Here is a 19612-nt window from a genome sequence, read left to right as displayed (position 1 = left end):
AGTCAGGCCAGGCTCGGTCCTACCCAGCCCACGGGAGGTATCGACATGCGCCGACTCCTCGCCCTGTTCACGATCGTCGCCGCCGCCGGCCTCGTGCCCGCGCCGGCGGCGAGCGCGGTCACGATCGACGATCCCGCGCAGTACGTGAACCCGTTCGTCGGCACCAAGCCCGGCGGCCCGGACTTCGGCCACGGCGGCGGGGCCGGCAACACCTACCCCGGTGCCAACGCGCCGTTCGGCATGCTGCAGTGGAGTCCCGACACGGTCACCAAGCAGGCAGGCGGCTACGCGTACGACGACAACCGGATCCGCGGCTTCAGTCTCACCCACATCTCCGGCCCGGGCTGCGACGACTACGGCAACATCCCGTTCCTGCCCATCCTCGGCAACGGGCTGGTCAGCCATTACCCGTTCAGCCACGCGAACGAGCAGGCGAGCCCCGGCACGTACAGCGTCACCTTCGACAACGGCCTCAAGACCGAGCTCGCCGCCGACACCCGCGGCGGCGTCGCCCGCTTCACCTACCCCGGCACCGGCCCCGCGTCGCTGCTGATCGACGTGGCGAAGGCGCTCAACAACGCGACCGGCGCGTTCACCGTCTCAGGCAACACCATCTCCGGCTACTCCGACGGCGGCGGCTTCTGCGGCGCGGGCAACAAGTACCGCGTGCACTTCTCCGCCACGTTCGACCGGCCGATCACCGGCTACGACACCCCGACAACGACCCAGCCGATCCTGCACTTCGACACCAGCGCCGGCCGCACGGTCACCGCGCGGCTCGGCATCTCGTTCGTCAGCGTCGCGAACGCCACCGCCAACCGCACGGCGGAGATCGGGACCAGGACGTTCGAACAGGTCCGCGACGCCAGCCGCGCGGACTGGAACGCATTGCTCGGCCGCATCGCGGTCGGCGGCGGCACCGACATCCAGCGCCGCGTCTTCTACACCGCGCTCTACCACTCGCTGCTGTTCCCGCAGACGTTCAACGACGTCAACGGCCAGTACGTCGGCTTCGACAAGGTCGTCCACACGACGGAGTCCGGACGGAACGTGTACGCGACGTACTCCGGCTGGGACGTCTACCGCTCGCAGCTGCCACTGATCGGCTTACTGGACGACAAGATCGCCTCCGACATCGGACAGTCGCTCCTCCGGCAGGTCGAACAGTCCGGCTACCTCGACCGCTGGACGCTCGCGAACGGCGGCACCGGCGTGATGGTCGGCGACCCGCTGTCGATCATCGGCTCGACGATGTACGCGTTCGGCGGCACGAACTTCGACGCGACCGGCTTCCTGCAGCGCGCGGTCGCCGCGTCCGACTCGCACGCGCAGCGACCGGGGCACGTGCAGTACTTCCAGCACGGCTACGTTCCGAACGGCACTGGCGGCGTGTGGGGTCCGGCGGCGACCAGCCTCGAGTACTACTCGGCCGACTTCGCGCTGTCGGCGCTCGCGCGGCGGCTCGGACAGACCACGGTGGCGAACGACCTGCTGTCGAAGGCGCAGGGTTGGCGCAACCTCGCGAACAACGGCTGGATCCAGCACCGCAACGCCGACGGGTCGTTCGGCGCGTTCGACCCGGCCTCGGACGCCAACTACGTCGAGGGGAACGGCGCGCAGTACGCGTGGATGGTTCCGTTCAACCACGCCGGGCTGTTCGGCGTCATGGGCGGCAACGCGGGCGCGCAGGCGAAGCTGGACACGTTCTTCACCAAGCTGAACGCGGGTCCGCACGAGCCGTACGCGTACCTCGGCAACGAGCCGTCCGCGAACACACCGTGGGCGTACGTCTATGCCGGTGCTCCCGCGAAGGCGCAGGACGTGGTGCGGCGGGCCTTGTTGACGCTGTACAAGGCGACCCCCGACGGCGAGGCCGGCAACGACGACCTCGGCCAGATGTCGGCGTGGGCCGTGTGGGCGGCGCTTGGCATGTACCCGCAGGTGCCGGGCCGGTCGGAGCTGGTGCTCGCGAGCCCGCAGTTCAGCGAGATCACGATCCGACGTGGGAACGGTGCCACGATCTCGGTCTCGGCGCCGGGCGCCTCGGACTCGGCGCGGTACGTGCAGTCGTTGACGGTGAACGGTGCGGCGTCGTCCAAGCCATGGCTGTCGGAGGCGTTCGTGGCGGCGGGCGGGTCGTTGGCGTTCACGCTCGGCACGTCGCCCTCGGCGTGGGGTTCGGCGCCGGCGGACGCGCCGCCGTCGTACGACGTGACGGTGACGCCGGGCGCTTCTGGACCGATCGTCGGCTTGGGCGCGAAGTGCGTGGACGTCGCGAACAGCTCGCCCGCGGACGGGACCGCGGTGCAGCTCTTCACGTGCAACGGGTCGACGGCGCAGCGGTGGACCGTACGTTCCGACCACAGCCTGTCGGCGCTCGGGAAGTGCCTCGACGTGGTGCACAGTGGGATGACGGACGGGGCGAAGGTGCAGCTGTGGACCTGCAACCGGACCAACGCGCAGGTCTGGGTGCCGCAGCCGAACGGCTCGCTGCGCAACCCGAACTCGGGCCGTTGCCTCGACCTGCCGAACTCCAACACCGCTGACGGAACCCGGTTGCAGATCTGGACCTGCAACGGCACAAACGCACAAGGCTGGGCGGTGCCCTAGTTGTACTGAATGTCCACTCGGGTCTCGGGATAACTCGCCGGGATCCGGCGCGGTGCCGTGCATCGCCTCCCTCGCCAAGGCAGGCTGTGAGCCAATCGGTCTCGGGCCCGAGACTCCTGGAGGCGGAATCTATGCGCGACATCAAGCTGGTGCGGCTCAGCGAGGACGGCACCCATCTCGTGCTGACTCACGAGGGCACCGGTGAGGAGTACGCGCTGCGCGTCGACGATCGCCTGCGTGGAGCCGTCGTCAGCGACCGCGCCCGGCAGGGGCAGCTCGAGGAAGAGGCCGAGAGTCGCCTGCGGCCGAAGGAGATCCAGGCTCGGCTGCGTTCTGGCGAGTCGTCGGAGACGATCGCGGCCGCGGCGGGGGTGCCGATCGAGCGGATCCTGCGGTACGCCGGACCGGTGCTCGCCGAGCGCGAGTACATCGCCGAGCAGGCGCGCAAGTGCGCGCTGCGCCGGCACGCGGGCGAGGGGTCCGGCCAGGTACTCGAGGACGCGGTGGTCGACCGGCTGTCGGCCCGCGGACCCGGGCGAGTGTCGCCGGTGTGGGACGCATGGCGTACGGATGACGGCCGCTGGGCGATCGCGGTCTCGTACGCGATCGAGGACGAGTCGCACCAGGCCGTGTTCAGCTTCGACCCGTTGGGCCGTGTCGTGATGCCGGCCGACGACGACGCGCGCTGGCTCGCGGGTGAGCCGGGCGCGCTCGAAGGACCGACCGCGCGGACGCCGCGGGACGGGCATCGGCTTCGGCTGGCGCCCGTTCCCGAGCCGGCTCCCGCTTCGGACGAAGAGACCGAGGCGGAGTTCGTCGCCGAGGCCGACCTGGATGCCGACGACGGCGAGGACACCGTCGACCTGCGCGGGTTGTCGGTCCGGGCGGTCGAGCCTGACCTCGACCCGGACGAGGTCGCGGAGCTCGACGACCCGCCGGTCCGCGAGGCGCGCCCCGTGGCTCCCGTTCCGAGCCCGCCGCCCTCCCGTCCGCAACCCCATGCCCAGCCGCGCCCGCAGAACCGTCCGCAGCGCCGGCAGGGTCCCAAGCCCACTCCTCCCGCCCAGGCCCCGGCCGAGGCTCCGGCGGCCGAGGCCGCGAACGGCACCGAGCAGCGTCGCCCCACCAAGCGCTCCCGCGGCAGCCGGCGCGCGACCGTCCCGAGCTGGGACGAGATCCTCTTCGGCGGCAGCGGCGGCGGACGCCGCGAGCGCTAGACCTGTTGCGTACGTCGGTGGTGCTGGCGGATGGGCACCGATGCTTGCCTTACCTGGCGTGTGGGTGCTGTACGCGGGGTGTATCCCACGTAGAGCGGCAAATGATCATGTAAACATGATCATTTGCCGGCGCTGAGCCCTACTGATCACAGAAGTTCCCCAGCGTTCGCCCAGCGCCGGCTGACACCGTCGGGGCCATGAGTGCGACGCCGCCGTGGCGGGCACCCGTGCGGCGCCGCTTCCCGTTGGCGGTCTACTTCCTGCTGCACGGGTTCGTTCCCGCGCATTGGATGATCCGGATCCCCGACCTCAAAGACCAGGTCGGCGCGTCCGGGACGACGCTCGGCATCGTGCTGCTGGTCGGAACGATCGGCTACCTCGCGATGACGCCCGTGGCCGCGCGGCTGACGGTCCGGTACGGCACCCGCCCGATGATCCTGCTCGGCGGCGGCCTGCTCTGCCTCGCCGTCGTACCACCCGCGCTCGCCACGACACCGTGGCTGCTCGGCGCGACGCTGGTCGCGATCGGGGCGACGCAGGCCGTCTTCCAGGTCGCGGTGAACAGCGCCGGGGTCGAGGTCGAGGCCGCCCTCGGGCGGTCGGTGATGCCGACGCTGCACGGCCTGTACAGCCTCGGCGCCCTCGGCGGGGCGGTGGTCGGGGGCTTCGTCTCCGGGCTCGCGCCGCTCCCCCACTTCGCGTTGATGGCTGTGCTGGGGCTGGTCACTGTCGCCGCGTTCGGGCCGATGCTGGCGCGGTCCCCGGGCAGTACCGCTGTTGTCAGGCCGAAGGTCGAGGGGTGGCGGCGGACGCCCCACCTCGTCGTGATCCTGCTGTTCGGCGTGGTCGGGCTGTGCACGGCTTGGGGTGAGTTCGCGGCGAACAACTGGACCACGCTGCATGTGCGCGAGGAACTCGGCGCGTCGGCTTCGGTCGCGGCGTACGTCTTCGCCGCGTACTCCTGCGCGATCACCGCCGGCCGGTTCGTCGGCAGCCGGGTCATCCGGCTCGTGGGGACCACGCCGGTGCTGACCGGCGGCTTCCTGCTCGCGGCGGTCGGCATGCTGCTGGCCGCCTGGTCGAGCCGGCTCGGCGGCGGGCTGCCGCTGGCGATCGCCGGGTACGTGGCGCTCGGTCTCGGTCTCGCGAACGCCTTCCCGATCGCCATCGCCCGCGCCGGCGCCATCGGCGGACCGACGGGCATCAGCCGCGTGACCGTGTTCACCGCCGGCGGCATCCTCGGCCAGGCACCGGTGATCGGCTTCCTCGCCGACAACCTCGGCCTCCCCGCCGCCCTCTCCACCGTGTCCCTCTTCGCCCTCCTCGCCGCCGGCGTCGCCCTCGCCCTCCACCGCCACAGCACCTACGCCCCGGCGCCTGTCGCCGCGAATGCTTCCCGAACATCGGGATAGGGCCGTAACATGCGCTCATGACGGGGGTAGTAAGGACTTGGATCGCCGGCGCGCTGCTGTGCGTGATCGTCCTCTCGATGGCGACGAGCGCGACTGCCAGCTCCGTGTGGTTGACGACGCCGGCCGAGGGCAATGAGGGCCCGTGGGCCGGGATGGCCCTGACGGTCACCAAGCCGAACGTCTCGTACTCGCTCGGTCTGGACGTCGTCTGCACGCTTCCCAAGGGCACCGTCCGGATCACCGGAGCGCGCCCATATGGGGTCATGAATGACCTCCGTGTCGTGGCCTTCGGCACCCGGCCCGACACCGCGACTCGAGGCACGAGCCGCATGGGGTCGTCGACCGAACCACTCGCCGCGCTCGGCTTCGACACCACCTCGCCCACGGTCGGAACCGCCTGCGCGCGGACCATGGCCGACGGCCGACCCGAGAACTTCACCGAGTTCGCCGTCCAACTCCAGCGCCCCACAGACCAGTCGGCCTCGGCCGAGGGCATCCTCGTCGACTACATCCACGGTCAGACCAAGGGGACCCTCGACTTCAAGATCGAGATCGGGCTGTGCGGCAAGGACCGCCCTCCTCGCTCGATGTCGTCGGAAGAGTCCGATCCACCCTGCGCTCGGTAGCAAGGATCGGTATAGTCCTCTTCGTGCATTCCCGCATGAGCTGTTGTTGTTGTCGCTGACCCTTCCGGTCCCGCGGCCACTGCGCCGTACCCAGCGCCAACCAGCTCGAGGAACAGCACTTCCATGGACTTCTCCACCTGGACCCGTGTACTCGCCGATCGCGGCCTGTCCGTCGTCCCACCGAGCCACGCCGTACCGATTGACGTCTGGGCACTGCTGCCCGGCTGCGGCGCCCTGCACTTCCGGTGCCGCGGGACGGCCGCGACGCTCGCGGTGTACGAGGACGTGCACCTGCTGCTGTCCGAGCCCGAGGTCTCCGCGACCTGCGACTGCGGCGCCGAGCATCGGATCGCGCGGGCCGACAGCCGGGTGACGTTGCGCGAGAACGCGCGGCCGAGCGCGCTGGCGACGTACGACGGCAGGGCTGACCGCGGCTGGACCGCCCACGAGGCCGGCCTGCTCAGCGTCGCCGAGGCCGCCGTGCTGTTCGAACGCCTGCTGACAGAGGCCCGCCCGGACCTCGCGCTGACCAGCCAGCTCGTCAGCGCCTAGCCCGGATCCGCGCCCGTCGAAACCGGGCGGGAAGCGTCGCTCACCCAGTCCGACCACGACCCGACGTACAGCGCCGCCGGAATTCCCGCCAGCTCCAACGCCAACACCTCCTGAGCCGCGCTGACCCCGGAGCCGCAGTACACGCCGACCTCACCTTTCGCCAAACCCAGCGCGTCGAACCGTGCCCGCAGCGCCTCAGCCGGCAGGAAGCGCCCGGAGGCGTCGAGGTTGTCCTTGGTCGGCACGCTGACCGCGCCCGGGATGTGCCCGCCGACCGGGTCGATCGGCTCGACCTCGCCGCGGTACCGCTCCCCTGCCCGCGCGTCGGCGAGGATTCCGGTACGAGCCAGCGCCGCCGCACTCTCCGCGGACAGCAACGGCATCGAGCCGGGCGTAGCGACGAAGTCGCCCGCCTCCACCAGCGGTGACGACGTCGAGACCGGTTGACCCGCGGCCACCCACGCCGGGTAGCCGCCGTCGAGCACAGACACCGCCGTTTGACCGAAGTACCGCAGGCACCACCAGGCGCGCGCCGCCGCGAAGCCGTCCGGCGGGCCGTACACGACGACCGGCGAGTCGTTCCGCACCCCAGCCGCACGCAGCGCCGACGAGACCTGATCGGCCGCCGGCATCGGGTGCCGGCCGCCGGAGCCATGCGGCCCGGAGAAGACGTCCTCGAGGTCGACGTACACCGCGCCGGGCACGTGCCCCGCGTCGTACAGGGGCCGCCCCGGCGGCCCGCCGAGCGACCAGCGAATGTCCAACACGACCGGCCGGTGCGACCCGGCCAGGGCGGCAGCGAGCTCCGACACCGAGATCAGCGACATATCCGCAGTCTCGCAGAGTGACCGTGGCCGAATCGTCGCGGACTTGTGACCGGCCCGCTCCATCCGTTGTCGGTGTCACCTGAGAGGCTCGACGACGACCGGCCCAACCGACTGGGGGAATGATGCCTGCTGTGACGTCCTACCCGCCCGGTCGACCCGCCTGGGTCGATCTGCTCAGTGCGGATCCGGACGAGGCTCGTCGGTTCTATGGCGAACTGTTCGGATGGACGTTCGAGATCGGCCCGCCGCAGGCAGGCGGCTACACGATGTGCCTCCTCCGCGGTGAGCCGGTCGCCGGCATCGGCCAGTCGACGTCCTCGCCGGACGGCTTCCCCGCCCCGCCGGCCGCATGGACGACATACCTCGCGGTCCCCGACGTCGAGGCCGCCGTCCAGAACGTCGAGCAGCACGGCGGCACCGTCCTGATCGGTCCGCTGGACATCCTCGACGAGTCGCGGATCGCGGTCGCCGCGGACCCGACGAGCGCGGTCTTCGGACTGTGGGAGGCGAAGCTGCACGTCGGCTCCCGGATCGTCCGCGAACCCGGCGCACCCTGCTGGCACGAGTGCCTGACCCGCGACAGCGAGGCGGCGGTCGCGTTCTACGTCGACCTGTTCGGGTACGAGACCGAGCGGCTGTCCGGCTTCGACTACACCGCGCTGCGGCTCGGCGGCGAGGTCGTCTGCGGCGTGTACGGCGACGCCCCCTCGGACGAGCCGCCGACCTGGGCGACGTTCTTCGCGGTCGAGGACGCCGACAAGGCTGCCCACCGAGTGATGACACTGGGCGGATCGGTGCTGCGCGAACCCTTCGAGTCCACCTATGGTCGAGTCGCAGCGGTTCTCGATCCCGAAGGTGCGGCGTTCACCGTGCTGCAGCTTCGGCCCGAAACGACGTAGGAGTTGTGATGCGGAAGATCATCGCCGGGCTGTTCATCTCCCTCGACGGTGTCGTCGACGAGCCGGGAGACTGGCACTTCCCGTACTTCAACGACGAGATGGGGCGCGCGGTCGACGCGACGATCGTCACCGCCGACACGCTCCTGCTGGGCCGCAAGACCTACGACAGCTTCGCCGGCGCCTGGCCCGAGCGCGAGCTCGAAGGTGGCGAGGACGCCGACTTCGCCAAGCGACTCGGCGACGCGCGGAAGATCGTCGCGTCGCGGCAGCAGCTGGAGTTCAGCTGGCGCAACTCCGAGCTGCTGCAGGGCGATCTCGTCGAGTTCGTCACCGCGTTGAAGTCGGAGTCTGGCGGCGACATCAGCATGAGCGGCTCGGTGTCGATCGTCCGCCAGCTGCTCGAGGCGGGACTGATCGACGAGCTGCACCTGCTGGTGCACCCGATCGCCGTACGCAAGGGCATGCGGCTGTTCGAGGACGGCAAGACGATCCCGCTGAAGCTGCTGCGGTCGGAGACGTTCGAGACGGGCGTGCTCAACCTCGTCTACGCCCCCGAGGTCGCGCCGCCCACCGGGACGTACGAGGAAGCCAAGCAGCAGCTGCCGAACGTCTAGGTCGTCGCGCACCGCGGCCAGACGGCCTCTGCTGACTGCTGGTCGCGGACGCCTTACCCGGCCAGTGGCCGCTCTACCTGGCGTACACCCCACGTAAAGCGGCTGCTGATCATGTAAACAGGCTCTTCTTAGCCAAGGGTGGTGGTGGGGCTGGTAGCAGACCTGTCGGCGTGTCTCCTCGTGAGGGGGGTCCTGTGCCGGTCAGTCTCGGTTGGTTGCGAATCAGCCGGGGCTGGAAGGAGCACAGGACCCGTGGATGACGTTACTGGGTGGACGGCCGCGTTGGGCCTTGAGGGGTTCGAGGTGACTCGGGCGGTGGAACTGCTCGGGGAGTGGAACCTGCTGATTCAGACCACGGCCGGGTCGCAGGCGTGTTGGCGTGCCTCCCACTTTCCGGACTGCGGACCGCATACGGTCCCGTCTGGAAAGGAGAATTGGTGGTGGCGAGAAGGAAGGGCACGTTCACGCCGGAGTTTCGCGAGGAGGCGGCTCGGCTGGTGGTCGAGAGCGGCCGCCGAATTGCCGATGTCGCGCGTGAAATCGGGGTCGGTGAGACCACTTTGGGCAATTGGGTGAAGGCCTACCGCGAAACGCACGTCGGCGAGGAGTCGCCGTTGGAGTTGTCTGAGCGGGCGCGACTACGGGAACTCGAGCGGAAAGTTCGCGAGCTGGAGATGGAGAACAACTTCCTAAAACGAGCGGCGGCATACTTCGCGAAGGAGCAACGGTGACCAGCAGGTACGAGGTCGTCGATGAGTGTGCTGCCATGGTCGCCGACCACGATTCGGCTGATGCTCCACGAAATGTCCCTAGTGTTCGGAAGATGTGCGGCTGGCTTGGCGTGTCGACATCGGGGTTCTATGAATGGCGGTGTCGGCCGATGAGTGCGACCGTCCGACGGCGCGAGGATCTGAAGGTCAAGATTCGGGCGTTGTTCGACGAGTCCGACGGCACGTACGGATACCGGCGTATCCACGTCGAGCTGGTCGGCGCCGGCGAGCAGGTCGGTGAGGAGCTGGTCCGCGCCCTGATGCGTGAGCTGGGCTTGATGCCCTGCCAGCCGCGTCCGTACAGGGTTACCACGATCCCCGGCGATGTCGACCCGGCCGTCCCGGACTTGGTCCGCCGCGACTTCACCGCCGCGGCACCGGGAACGAAGCTCGTGGGCGATATTACCTACATTCATACCTGGGAAGGGTGGCTCTATCTGGCGACTGTGATCGATTGTTTCAACAAAGAAGTCGTTGGTTATGCTATGGCCGACCACATGCGCGCTCAACTTGTCGCCGACGCGCTCGGCATGGCGGCGCGAAATCACGATCTCGCGGAAGATTGCATTTTCCACTCTGACCGCGGAACGCAATACACCTCTGGTGAGTTCGCGGCCAGGATCGAGGATTTCGCGATGCGCGCCTCGATGGGACGGACCGGGACTTGTTACGATAACGCACTTGCCGAATCGTTCAATTCCACGCTGAAGGTCGAGCGTGTCTATCGCACCGCCTATCCAACACGCAAGAAAGCCCGTGACGACATTGCGACCTACATCGAACTGTTCTACAATCGCCGAAGAATCCACTCAGGAATCGGCTACCGGACTCCCCAGCAAGTCCGCAACGAGTACCTGAATCAGCAGCTCGCAGCATAAACGCCCGCAAACGAAGCGGTCCGGAAAGCGCGGGGCAGCCCATGTCGGGAGGCGTGTCGGGGGTGTGGGGCGGTCGCGTCGCCGCATGGTCGGCGGCCGGTGGTGGTGCGGGATCTGCCGATTGCGGGTAAGCCGGTGCTGCTGGTGTGGCATAAGCGGTTGTGGCGATGCCGCGAACCTCGTTGCCTGCAAGGAAGAACGACCACGGCGACGGCCACGGCCACGACGACGACGACGACCACGGCGACGGCGGTGACGTGGTCTGAGACGAGTGAGCTGATTCGGCCGCGGCGGTGTATGACCGAGCGGGCGGTGGCCGAGGCGGTGCGCCGGGTCGGTCAGGACCAGTCCGCGGTGGCGACGGTGGCCGCGGAGTTCGGTGTGTCGTGGGGCACGGTCAACACCGCCGTCGTGGCCGCCGCGAAGGCGCTGCGCCGGCCACCGGAGGCGCGTGCGGTGACCGCGGTCGGCGTCGATGAGCACGTGTTCGGGGCCCGTGGGCCGGTGCAGTGGATGCGGTTCTGCACCACCATCGTCGACGTCGGCCGCGGGAAGCTGCTCGATGTGCTGCCGGGCCGCACCGGCCGGATCGTGTCCGACTGGTTCGCCCACCGGGACCCGGCCTGGCGGGCCGGTATCCAGGCCGCGGTGTGTGATCCGCTGCGCTCCTACCGGTCCGGGCTACGGACCGGGCTGCCGCAGGCCAGCGTGGTGCTCGACGCCTTCCACCTGGTCAAACTCGGCACCGACACGACCGAACTGGTCCGCCGCCGGGTCCAGTTCGACCAACTCGGCCGCCGCGGCCGCAAGGGCGACCCCCTGCACGACACACTGCGGCTGCTGCGCAGCAAACCCGAGGCCTTCACCCCCGACGGACACCGCGCCACCCGACTGCGCACCGTCCTACTCGACCACGACCCCACCGGCCAGGTCGGCGCCACCTGGGAGATCGCCCACCGCCTCCGCCACCTCTACCAACGCGTCGACACCACGGCGAGGCAGCGTTTCCCCAACAAAACAAGGGTCACCGCACGCCTTGACCGGCTCATCGCCGACGCCCGCTACTACGCCCACCACGACGACATCCCCGAACTAGCGACCCTGGCGAACACCCTCACCGAGTGGCGCGACCCCATCCTCGCCCGAGCCGACCACCCCTACGCCAGCAACGGCCCCACCGAAGGCACCAACACCATCATCAAGAAGATCAAACGCATCGGCTTCGGCTTCCGCAGCTTCACCAACTACCGCGCCCGCATCCTCCTCGCCTGCGCCGACATAGACTGGCCACCCAAACCCGCAGCCACCCACATCAGACACCGCACACCACGCTTGGCTGCGTAGAGCCTGTAAACCTGATCATTTGCCCCAGGGCGGGGCCGGACCGGCGAACCCACCGCCAGACGAAAGGTCGAGGCTAAGCCAGCTCGATCCGGCGGTCGGGTCCGTCGTCCGCGGGCTTGATCCACCGGCCGGTGACGGTCGCGCGGTAGAGGCGGAGCTCCTTCGGGTCGCGTACGTCGGCGGCCGTCCACGCGCCGATGCCGTGCTCGACCGTGCGCGTGGAGTAGTACGCGATCTCTGTCTCGACGTCGGCGTCGTCGACCTGCTCGGCGGTCCCCCGCGCGTACACCGCGACGCCCTTGCCGATCTCGACGGTCGAGTCGTAGATGACGAACGCGACGTCGGACCGCCCGGCGAGGTTGCGCGAGTGATCGCTCGTCGGCCGCGACACCCACCAGAACCGATCGAGCCCGTCGTTCGCGAAGTACACCGGCGACGCCCACGGCGCCCCGGAGGCGTCGACGGTCGACAGCACCAGGTACTTGTTCGCGGCGACCACCTCGGGAGCCTTCGCGCGCCAGTCGTCGTCAGTCATCAGGCCTCCAGCTCGACCAGGATCAGTCCTTGACCCTGGTCATGATGGCGTCATAGCCGCCGCCACCGGGATAGACCCAGGCACCGGTGATCGTGTCGTCGTCGGTGAACGTGCCCGCGTAGTACGCCGGGGAGCCGCGCTCGCCCATCCAGATCGTCAGCTTGTCGTCGATCAGCTCGTAGACGTAGTCGAGCGTCCCGCCCTCGCTGCCGTAGAAGCGGGACTTGATGTCGGCGCTCGGCTCCTCGCCGTACTTGTGCTCGTGGCCGATCACCTCCAGACCGGTGATCGTCTGGCCGTTCTGTTCGAGGGCGACGCGCTGGAGCAGGAAGAACCTGCCGTCCATCCATTCGTACGTCACCGTGCCGCCCGTGCCTCCGGCCGCACGCCAGGTGCCGACCAGGCGGTCGAGTCTCGCGAGGTCTGCGCTGGGCTCACTCATGGCTCTCCTTGGGCTGACTGAAGTACTGCCCTGGACAGTACCCGATGGAAACTGCCCTGTGTAGTACCGTTGCGTGCATGGCATCCGATGACGAGGTGTTGTTGGTACGGGTCGGCCCGCCGCCGCAGCGAGGTGAGAGTCGTACGCGCCGCGACTCGGCGAACGACCCGCGCCGGATCCGGACGCGGGCCGCGATCGTGGAGGCCGCCACTTCCCTGTTCCTGGAGAAGGGCTACCGCGGCACCAGCCTGGACGACATCGCGGCGCTGGCAGCGGTGTCGAAGCGGACGGTCTACAACAACTTCGCCGACAAGGATCGGCTGTTCACCGAGATCATCGGCGGGGTCGCGGCGTCCGCCGAGGCGCTCGCGCAGAGCCTGACGACCACGATCGCGGGTGCAGCGGATCTCCCGGCGGTGTTGCGGGAGGCGGCCCGCGGGCACATCCGCGCCGTGCTGCGGCCGCAGATCCTGCAGCTGCGCCGGCTGCTGATCAGCGAGGCGAACCGCTTCCCCGACCTGGCCCGCGACTGCTACCTCGGCGTGCCGGGCCGGGTGATGACGGCGATCGCCGATGCGTTCACGTCTCTCGCGTCCCGCGGCTTGCTCCGGATCGCGGATCCCGCACGTGCGGCGGAGCACTACTCGTTCCTGCTCCTCGGCGCGGCGCTGGATCGGGCCATGCTCGGGCTCGATCCGGTGTCCGGCGCTTCCGAGGCCGAACGGGAGGGCGAGCTCGACCGGATCGCCGACGACGCCGTCGCCACGTTCCTCGCCGCGTACGGAGCGCAGGCCAGCGCTTGACGGGTCGCGCGACCCGACAGAATGTCCAGCCATGGGAGACGACAAGCGTCCGGCGCGGCTCGCCGCCGGGTCACGGGTAGCGGTGGTGGCGCCGGCGGGCGCGGTGGTGCCGGAGATGTTGGACGCCGGCCTGGAGACGTTGGCCGCGTGGGGGCTCGACGTGGCGGTGGGGGCGCACGTACGCGACCGGCACCCGACGTTCACCTACCTGGCGGGAACCGACGCGGACCGGGCGGCCGATCTGCAGGCGGCGTGGTGCGACCCGTCGGTGTCCGCGGTCTTCTGCGCGCGCGGTGGGTACGGGTGCCTGCGGCTGCTCGACCTGCTCGACTGGTCCGCGATGGCTTCGGCGGGGCCGAAACTCCTGGTGGGGTCGAGCGACGTGACGGCGCTGCACGAGATGGTGCGGGCGCGGCTCGGGTGGCCGACGATGTTCGGCCCGATGATGGGGACCGGCTCGTTCGTCTCCGACCCGACGGCCCAGGAGCACCACCGGTCGCTGCTGTTCTCGCCCGTGTCCGGGACGGTGCTCGCGGGTCCGTTGGCCGAGCCCTTGGTGGCGGGCACGGCGCAGGGCGTGACGGTCGGCGGCAACCTCAGCCTGCTGTGCTCCGCGCAGGGCGTGCCCGACATCCCGCCTCCCCCGGTCGGCGCGATCGGGCTGCTGGAGGACGTGACCGAGGAGCCGTACCGCATCGACCACTTCGTGACCCACCTACGTCGAACGGGCTGGTTCTCCCGCCTGTCTGGCGTCGTCCTGGGCTCCTGGCACGAATGCGGCGAGCCCACGGCCGTACGAGCGGTGCTGGAGGACCGGCTCAGCGACCTCGGCATCCCGGTCATCTGGGAGCTCGGCTTCGGCCACTGCCCCGCCCAACTCACGGTCCCGTTGGGCGCCGAGGTGTCGCTGGTGTCGAACCCCGCGACCGGCGAGGCCTCACTGACTCTGGTCGGCGACGCCCTGGACTGACCTCCGGAACGAGACCTGCCTGCCTCGACACGGGTCCCACCATCGCCCGACGCCGCCGCGCCACTGGGTCGGATCGACCGAGATCGTGTCGAGCTCGCCGAGAGTCGGGTCGACGTAGACGCGGACGACCTCGGGCGCGTCCGCTGGCGTGGCAGGACGGAGCTTCATGCCGTCGCGAAGAGGAGGTCGGCGAGCGGGTCGCCGAAGCCGAGCTTGGTGGCGACGCGAAGGCTGGGGACGTTGTCGGCGGCGGTGGTCCAGGTCGCGATCCGGCCGCGGCCGAGGATGTCGCGGCAGACGTTCGCCGCGCAGGCTGTGCTGAGGCCGAGGCCCTGGGCCGCCGGCTCGGTCGCGACGCCGAGTTCCTCCTCCGCTTCGGCCTGCAGGAACGCGCACGCCACCGAGACCAGCGTGCCGTCGAGGTAGCCGCCCCATGCACGGCCGCTCCGCGCCAGACCTTCCGGCCCACCCCACGACGCGGCCACCCACGGCGAGCCGAAGCCCGCCAGGTCGGCGGCCGACTCGAGCCGGCGCACCTCCCCCGCCCGTGGCGTCACCTCGGCAGGCTCGCGGCTGAGCCGCTGCATCAACCGAGGCCGCACCTGGAGCGAAGGGAACGCCGCGCGCAGGACGGGTTCGAACGACGATGCCGCAGCGATCGGACCGCGCAGCGCCGCCAGGTCAGGGGCAGTCACAGTCACCGCGTCCGGATCGCCGAGCAGTGCGTAGTTCGTGTCCAGCTGAAACAAGAGCACCCGCGGCTCGGGACATCGGTCGGCGAATGCCATACCTACTCCGGTATAGGCGACGTGCTGCGCGACCTGCCGCCGCGAGCTCAACGGCTCCGCGTCGATCCACGGCCGCAGCTCCGCCAGCCGCGCGGCGGACAGCGGGATCATCAGACCGACAGCAGGAAGCGGTCGAGGACGCGAGCCCCGAAGGTCAGCCCCTCGACCGGTACCCGTTCGTCGACCCCGTGCACGAGCCCGTCCAGCGGGAAGTCCTCCGGCACCCACATCGGCGAGAACCCGTACCCCGCGATCCCCAGCTGGGCGAAGGCCTTCGCGTCCGTCCCGCCGCCCATGCAATACGGCACCACGACCGCCTCCGGGTCCTCCACACGCAGCGCGGACGCCATCGCCTCGAACCAAGGCGAGTCGATCGGCGCGCTCACCGCCGTCGACCGCGACACGAACTCCCGCACCACGCCCGGCTCCAACAAAGAGTCGACCGTCGCCAGCGCCTCCTCCTCGGTCCCCGGCAGCACCCGCATGTCGACCTGCCCGTACGCCACCGACGGGATCACGTTCACCTTGTAGCCGGCCTCGAGCATCGTCGGAGTCGTGCTGTTCCGGATCGTCGACGCCACAGCCTCGCCTGCCACCCCGAGCCGTTCGACCATCCCGTCGACGTCGTCGAGATCGACCGGAAGCCCGAGCGTCGCGGAGGCCTGTTCGAGGTACGCGCGGACCGTCGGCGTGAGGTGAATCGGCCACTTGTACGAGGCGATCCGGCTCATCGTGGTGACGAGCCGGGTGACCGGGTTCTCGTCGTTCGGCCGCGACCCGTGCCCCGCCCGGCCGTGCGCCGTCAGCTTGAGATGCATAGTGCCGCGCTCCGCCGTGGCGATCGGGTACAGGCGCTTCCCGCCGACGTGGAACGTGTTGCCGCCCCACTCGCTGACGCCGACGACGCAGCTGTCGAAGAGCTCGGCGTGCTTGGCCACGAGGAAACACGCTCCGTACTCGCCGTTGTCCTCCTCGTCGGCGACGAACGCGAACACCACATCCCGCTTCGGCCGCACCCCACTCTCCGCCCACGACAGAGCGCTCGCGAGCATCGAGGCGCACATCGCCTTCATGTCCAGCGCGCCGCGGCCCCAGACGAAGCCGTCCTCGATCGCGCCGGAGAACGGGTCGCACGTCCAGTCCTTCGCTTCAGCAGGCACCACATCGATGTGACCGTGCACGAGCAACGCGTCCAGAGAGGGATCCGCGCCCGGAACGCGGACGACCACGTTCGCCCGGCGAGGAGCGGACTCGATCAGCCGCGGCTCGAGCCCGACCGACGTGAGACGCGCCGCGATGTACTCCGCGCACTCGCGCTCGCCGCGCGAGTCACCCTTGCCGAAGTTCGTCGTGTCGAACCGAAGCAGGTCTGCGGTCAGCTCGACGACGGTGTCTTCCGGAGCCATCAGACGCTCAGCAGGAAGCGGTCGAGAACGCGGGCGCCGAACGTGAGGCCCTCGAGCGGCACCCGTTCGTCCACGCCGTGCGCCAACTGGCGCGACGGGAAGCCCTCGGGGAAGTACAGCGGAGCGAAGCCGTACCCCGCGATGCCCAACGGCGCGAACGCCTTCGCGTCCGTTCCGCCGCCCATGCAGAACGGGACCACCACCGCCTCCGGGTCCTCGGCGCGCAGCGCGGACGCCATCGCCTCGAACCACGGCGTGTCGATCGGCGCGCTGACAGCCGTCGACCGCGACACGAACTCGCGCACCACGCCCGGCTCCAGCAGAGAGTCGATCGTCGCGAGCACCTCGTCCTCGGATCCCGGCAGTACGCGGACGTCGACCTGCCCGTACGCCACCGACGGGATCACGTTCACCTTGTACCCGGCCTCGAGCATCGTCGGCGTCGAGCTGTTCCGCACCGTCGGGATCACCAACTGACCGGCGGCGCCGAGCAGTTCCACAGCGCCGTCGACATCGTCGAGCGAGATCGCGATGCCGAGCGCCGCCGACGTCCGCTCGAGGTACGCGCGAACGGTCGGCGTGAGGCGAATCGGCCACTTGTACGAGGCGATCCGGCTCATCGTGGTGACGAGCCGGGTGACCGGGTTCTCGTCGTTCGGCCGCGACCCGTGCCCCGCCCGACCATGCGCTGTCAGCTTGAGATGCATCGTGCCGCGCTCGGCAGCCCCGACCGGGTAGAGGCGGATCCCGTTCACGTGGTTGGTCATCCCGCCGGACTCGCTGATGCCCGCGACGCAGCCCTCGAGCAGGTCGGCGTGCTTGGTCGCGAGGAACTCCGCCCCGTACTCGCCGTTGTCCTCCTCGTCCGCCACGAACGCGAACACCACGTCCCGCTTCGGCCGCACGCCACGCTGTGCCCACGACAACGCGCTCGCGAGCATCGAGGCGCACATCGCCTTCATGTCGAGCGCACCGCGGCCCCACAGGCAGCCGTCCTCGATCGCGCCGGAGAACGGGTCGTGCGTCCAGTCCTTCGCCTCGGCCGGAACGACGTCGAGGTGACCGTGCACGAGCAGCGCGTCGAGACCGGGATCGGCGCCGGGGATGCGGACGACGACGTTCGCCCGCCGCGGCGCCGACTCGAGCACGGTCGGCTCGAGGCCGACAGACGCGAGCTTGGCGGCCACGTACTCGGCGCACTCGCGTTCGCCGCGGGACTCGCCCTTGCCGAAGTTCGTCGTGTCGAAGCGGACCAGGTCCGCCGTGAGCTCGACGACGGTGTCTTCTGGACGGAGCGGTGAGGTGGTCGTCACGAGGGCTACCGTACGACGGATGATCACGATCTCGGGTGCGGAGCTGGCGTCGCTGCGGCCTTGGTTCGCGCGGGAGCCGCTGGGGCCTCGGCGGCTGCTCGGGCAGCACGTACTGGCGACCGGCGTCGGTGTCGTACGGGTCGACCGCTGGCCGGATCCGGAGCTGGTGCTCGTGGATGTCGTGGGCAACCTGGCGCTGCTCGGAAGGTCCGACGGGTCGCTCCCGGAGTCGATTTCTTCTTACGTACAAGGGGTTCTGGCCGCTTCGCCGGCGCACGAGGTCGCGCTGCGGGCGACGTTCCCCGACCTGAAGGTGTGGGACCGGGTGATCCAGCATCTGCCCGGGGCGCCGCAAGAGGTGGTGCCGCATCGTGGCGCCGTACGACCGCTCAGGCCCGACGACGCGGCGCTGGTGGCGGGGCTCAGCGAGAACGTGTCGTGGATCTCCAAGTCGTGGGGCGGGCCGGCTGGGTTGTCCGGAAGTGGCACCGCTTGGGGCGGGTTCGTCGACGACCGGCTGGTCTCGGTGTCGTGCACGTTCTTCCTGGGCGACGACGAGGAGGACATCGGCATCGTCACCGAGCCGGCGGCACGAGGCCTCGGCCTGGGCGCGGCGTCAGCGGCGGGCGTGTGCCGCGGGATCGTGGAGCGCGGACGTACGCCGACCTGGACCACCTCGCCGGACAACGCGGGCAGCCTCGGCGTGGCACGCAAGCTCGGCTTCATCGGCGCGTGGACCGACGTGCTCTACGTGATCAACGCCGAGATCCCGCCGGTCGACTGAGCCGCACCGATCGACGAACGGTCCCCACCGGCCATCAGCCCAGGTGCCCTCAAACTGTGGGGTTCTGGTAGCGACACGCTGGCGTGTCGCTACCAGAACCCCACAGTTGATCTTCGTGCGATCTGAGCGTCAGGCGGACTGGCCGAACGGCAGGGTGTCGGGCGATCCCGCGCCGGCCGTCTTGGCGGTCACCCGGCGGCGGTGATGGCGGCGGCAGAGCACCTCGTACCCGACCGCCAGCGTGTGCGTGTCGCCGACGACCAGCTGCTCCCCCTCGGTGACCATCACGCCGTCGATCGTCCGCGCGTTGTGGGTGGCGCGCTTGCCGCACCAGCACAGCGCCTGGACCTGCAGCGTCTCCACCCGGTCGGCCAGCTCGATCAGCCGCGCGCTGCCCTCGAAGAGCTTGGTACGGAAGTCGGACAGGATCCCGAACGCGTACACGTCGACACCCAGGTCGTCCACGACCCGCGCGAGCTGCTCGATCTGCGCCGCGGTGTAGAACTGCGCCTCGTCGCAGATGAGGTAGTCCAACCGCGCGCCGGCGGTCATCTCGCGAACGAGCATCTGCAGCAGATCGAGCCCCGGCCGTACCTCGGTCGCCTCGACCGTGAGCCCCAGCCGACTGGACAGAACGGCGTTCCCCGCCCGATCGTGCGACGTGAAGATCCGCCCCACCCGACCACCCTGCCGAGCGTTGTAGTCGGTCTGCAAAGCGAGGGTGGACTTCCCGCAGTCCATCGTCCCGGTGAAGAACACGAGCTCAGCCACGAGGGGACATCCTCCCCCATGCCGTTCGACGCCCGACCTCGGGGCAGGGCA

General features: G+C 69.8%; 19 protein-coding genes and 1 pseudogene. 12 read left to right on the top strand and 8 right to left on the bottom strand.

The genetic code is table 11. The features are described 5' to 3' along the window. Positions 1-45: 45 nt before the first annotated feature. From JOD67_RS40315 to JOD67_RS21520, 5 genes are all read left to right on the top strand, one after another. On the top strand, positions 46-2610 hold the full coding sequence (locus tag JOD67_RS40315) for a GH92 family glycosyl hydrolase (protein WP_239553959.1): 2565 nt from the start codon (positions 46-48) through the stop codon (positions 2608-2610). 131 nt (positions 2611-2741) lie between these two features. Continuing rightward, positions 2742-3827: a septation protein SepH gene (sepH, locus tag JOD67_RS21535; protein ID WP_205119450.1), complete on the top strand. Its 1086-nt coding sequence runs from the start codon at positions 2742-2744 to the stop codon at positions 3825-3827. Positions 3828-4024: 197 nt separating this feature from the next. After that, complete coding sequence (locus JOD67_RS21530; protein ID WP_205119449.1) at positions 4025-5239, top strand: MFS transporter; 1215 nt, start codon at positions 4025-4027, stop codon at positions 5237-5239. Positions 5240-5256: 17 nt separating this feature from the next. Then, a complete protein-coding gene (locus tag JOD67_RS21525; protein WP_205119448.1) occupies positions 5257-5865 on the top strand; it encodes a hypothetical protein in 609 nt (202 codons plus the stop codon). A 123-nt stretch (positions 5866-5988) separates the two neighbouring features. Continuing rightward, positions 5989-6417: a hypothetical protein gene (locus tag JOD67_RS21520; protein WP_205119445.1), complete on the top strand. Its 429-nt coding sequence runs from the start codon at positions 5989-5991 to the stop codon at positions 6415-6417. Here JOD67_RS21520 and JOD67_RS21515 read toward each other — a convergent pair. Beyond that, positions 6414-7244 carry a sulfurtransferase gene (locus JOD67_RS21515; RefSeq protein WP_205119444.1) on the bottom strand — a complete coding sequence of 277 codons (831 nt, stop codon included), beginning with the start codon at positions 7242-7244 and terminating at the stop codon, positions 6414-6416. The genes JOD67_RS21520 and JOD67_RS21515 overlap by 4 nt on opposite strands. 131 nt (positions 7245-7375) lie before the next feature. Here JOD67_RS21515 and JOD67_RS21510 point away from each other — a divergent pair, with 131 nt between their 5' ends. The 4 genes and pseudogenes from JOD67_RS21510 to JOD67_RS21495 form a co-directional block, all read left to right on the top strand. Further along, positions 7376-8143, top strand: coding sequence for a VOC family protein (locus tag JOD67_RS21510; protein ID WP_205119442.1), 768 nt, complete (start codon positions 7376-7378; stop codon positions 8141-8143). Between the two features lie 8 nt (positions 8144-8151). Continuing rightward, positions 8152-8757, top strand: coding sequence for a dihydrofolate reductase family protein (locus tag JOD67_RS21505; protein WP_205119440.1), 606 nt, complete (start codon positions 8152-8154; stop codon positions 8755-8757). A gap of 440 nt (positions 8758-9197) precedes the next feature. Then, a protein-coding gene (locus JOD67_RS21500) for an IS3 family transposase (protein ID WP_372442340.1) occupies positions 9198-10405 on the top strand; the annotation gives its coding sequence in 2 pieces (ribosomal slippage) (positions 9198-9453 and positions 9453-10405; 1209 coding nt in all). Positions 10406-10492: 87 nt separating this feature from the next. Next, positions 10493-11749 (top strand): annotated as a pseudogene (locus JOD67_RS21495) (ISL3 family transposase); the annotation flags it as partial. A gap of 73 nt (positions 11750-11822) precedes the next feature. Here the strand turns inward: JOD67_RS21495 and JOD67_RS21490 are convergent. Continuing rightward, positions 11823-12284, bottom strand: a complete 462-nt coding sequence (locus JOD67_RS21490) for a pyridoxamine 5'-phosphate oxidase family protein (RefSeq protein WP_205119437.1) — start codon at positions 12282-12284, stop codon at positions 11823-11825. A gap of 22 nt (positions 12285-12306) precedes the next feature. Further along, on the bottom strand, positions 12307-12726 hold the full coding sequence (locus JOD67_RS21485; RefSeq protein ID WP_205119435.1) for a hypothetical protein: 420 nt from the start codon (positions 12724-12726) through the stop codon (positions 12307-12309). 77 nt (positions 12727-12803) lie between these two features. Between JOD67_RS21485 and JOD67_RS21480 the strand changes: the two genes are divergently transcribed. Both JOD67_RS21480 and JOD67_RS21475 read left to right on the top strand, forming a co-directional pair. Further along, positions 12804-13529, top strand: a complete 726-nt coding sequence (locus JOD67_RS21480) for a TetR/AcrR family transcriptional regulator (protein ID WP_205119433.1) — start codon at positions 12804-12806, stop codon at positions 13527-13529. Between the two features lie 31 nt (positions 13530-13560). Further along, positions 13561-14499: a S66 peptidase family protein gene (locus JOD67_RS21475; protein WP_239553957.1), complete on the top strand. Its 939-nt coding sequence runs from the start codon at positions 13561-13563 to the stop codon at positions 14497-14499. Here JOD67_RS21475 and JOD67_RS21470 read toward each other — a convergent pair. Genes JOD67_RS21470 through JOD67_RS21455 form a run of 4 tightly spaced genes read right to left on the bottom strand, consistent with a single transcriptional unit; the run spans position 14467 to position 18006 of the window. Continuing rightward, positions 14467-14667 carry a GNAT family N-acetyltransferase gene (locus JOD67_RS21470; protein ID WP_205119431.1) on the bottom strand — a complete coding sequence of 67 codons (201 nt, stop codon included), beginning with the start codon at positions 14665-14667 and terminating at the stop codon, positions 14467-14469. The genes JOD67_RS21475 and JOD67_RS21470 overlap by 33 nt on opposite strands. Next, positions 14664-15398, bottom strand: a complete 735-nt coding sequence (locus tag JOD67_RS21465) for a GNAT family N-acetyltransferase (RefSeq protein WP_205119429.1) — start codon at positions 15396-15398, stop codon at positions 14664-14666. The genes JOD67_RS21470 and JOD67_RS21465 overlap by 4 nt, the downstream gene beginning before the upstream one ends. Continuing rightward, positions 15398-16693, bottom strand: coding sequence for a M20/M25/M40 family metallo-hydrolase (locus JOD67_RS21460; protein ID WP_205119427.1), 1296 nt, complete (start codon positions 16691-16693; stop codon positions 15398-15400). The genes JOD67_RS21465 and JOD67_RS21460 overlap by 1 nt, the downstream gene beginning before the upstream one ends. Continuing rightward, positions 16693-18006 carry a M20/M25/M40 family metallo-hydrolase gene (locus tag JOD67_RS21455; RefSeq protein WP_205119426.1) on the bottom strand — a complete coding sequence of 438 codons (1314 nt, stop codon included), beginning with the start codon at positions 18004-18006 and terminating at the stop codon, positions 16693-16695. The genes JOD67_RS21460 and JOD67_RS21455 overlap by 1 nt, the downstream gene beginning before the upstream one ends. A gap of 19 nt (positions 18007-18025) precedes the next feature. Here JOD67_RS21455 and JOD67_RS21450 point away from each other — a divergent pair, with 19 nt between their 5' ends. Beyond that, entirely contained in the window at positions 18026-18790 is a 765-nt protein-coding gene (locus JOD67_RS21450; RefSeq protein WP_205119424.1) for a GNAT family N-acetyltransferase, read from the top strand. Positions 18791-18919: 129 nt separating this feature from the next. Here JOD67_RS21450 and JOD67_RS21445 read toward each other — a convergent pair whose 3' ends face one another. Continuing rightward, positions 18920-19561, bottom strand: coding sequence for a thymidine kinase (locus JOD67_RS21445; protein ID WP_205119423.1), 642 nt, complete (start codon positions 19559-19561; stop codon positions 18920-18922). Between the last annotated feature and the right edge of the window lie 51 nt (positions 19562-19612).

This window comes from Tenggerimyces flavus (assembly GCF_016907715.1).
Classification (GTDB): domain Bacteria; phylum Actinomycetota; class Actinomycetes; order Propionibacteriales; family Actinopolymorphaceae; genus Tenggerimyces; species Tenggerimyces flavus.
Note: the sequence above shows the minus strand (reverse complement) of the source record. Positions and strands in the feature narration are given on the sequence as shown.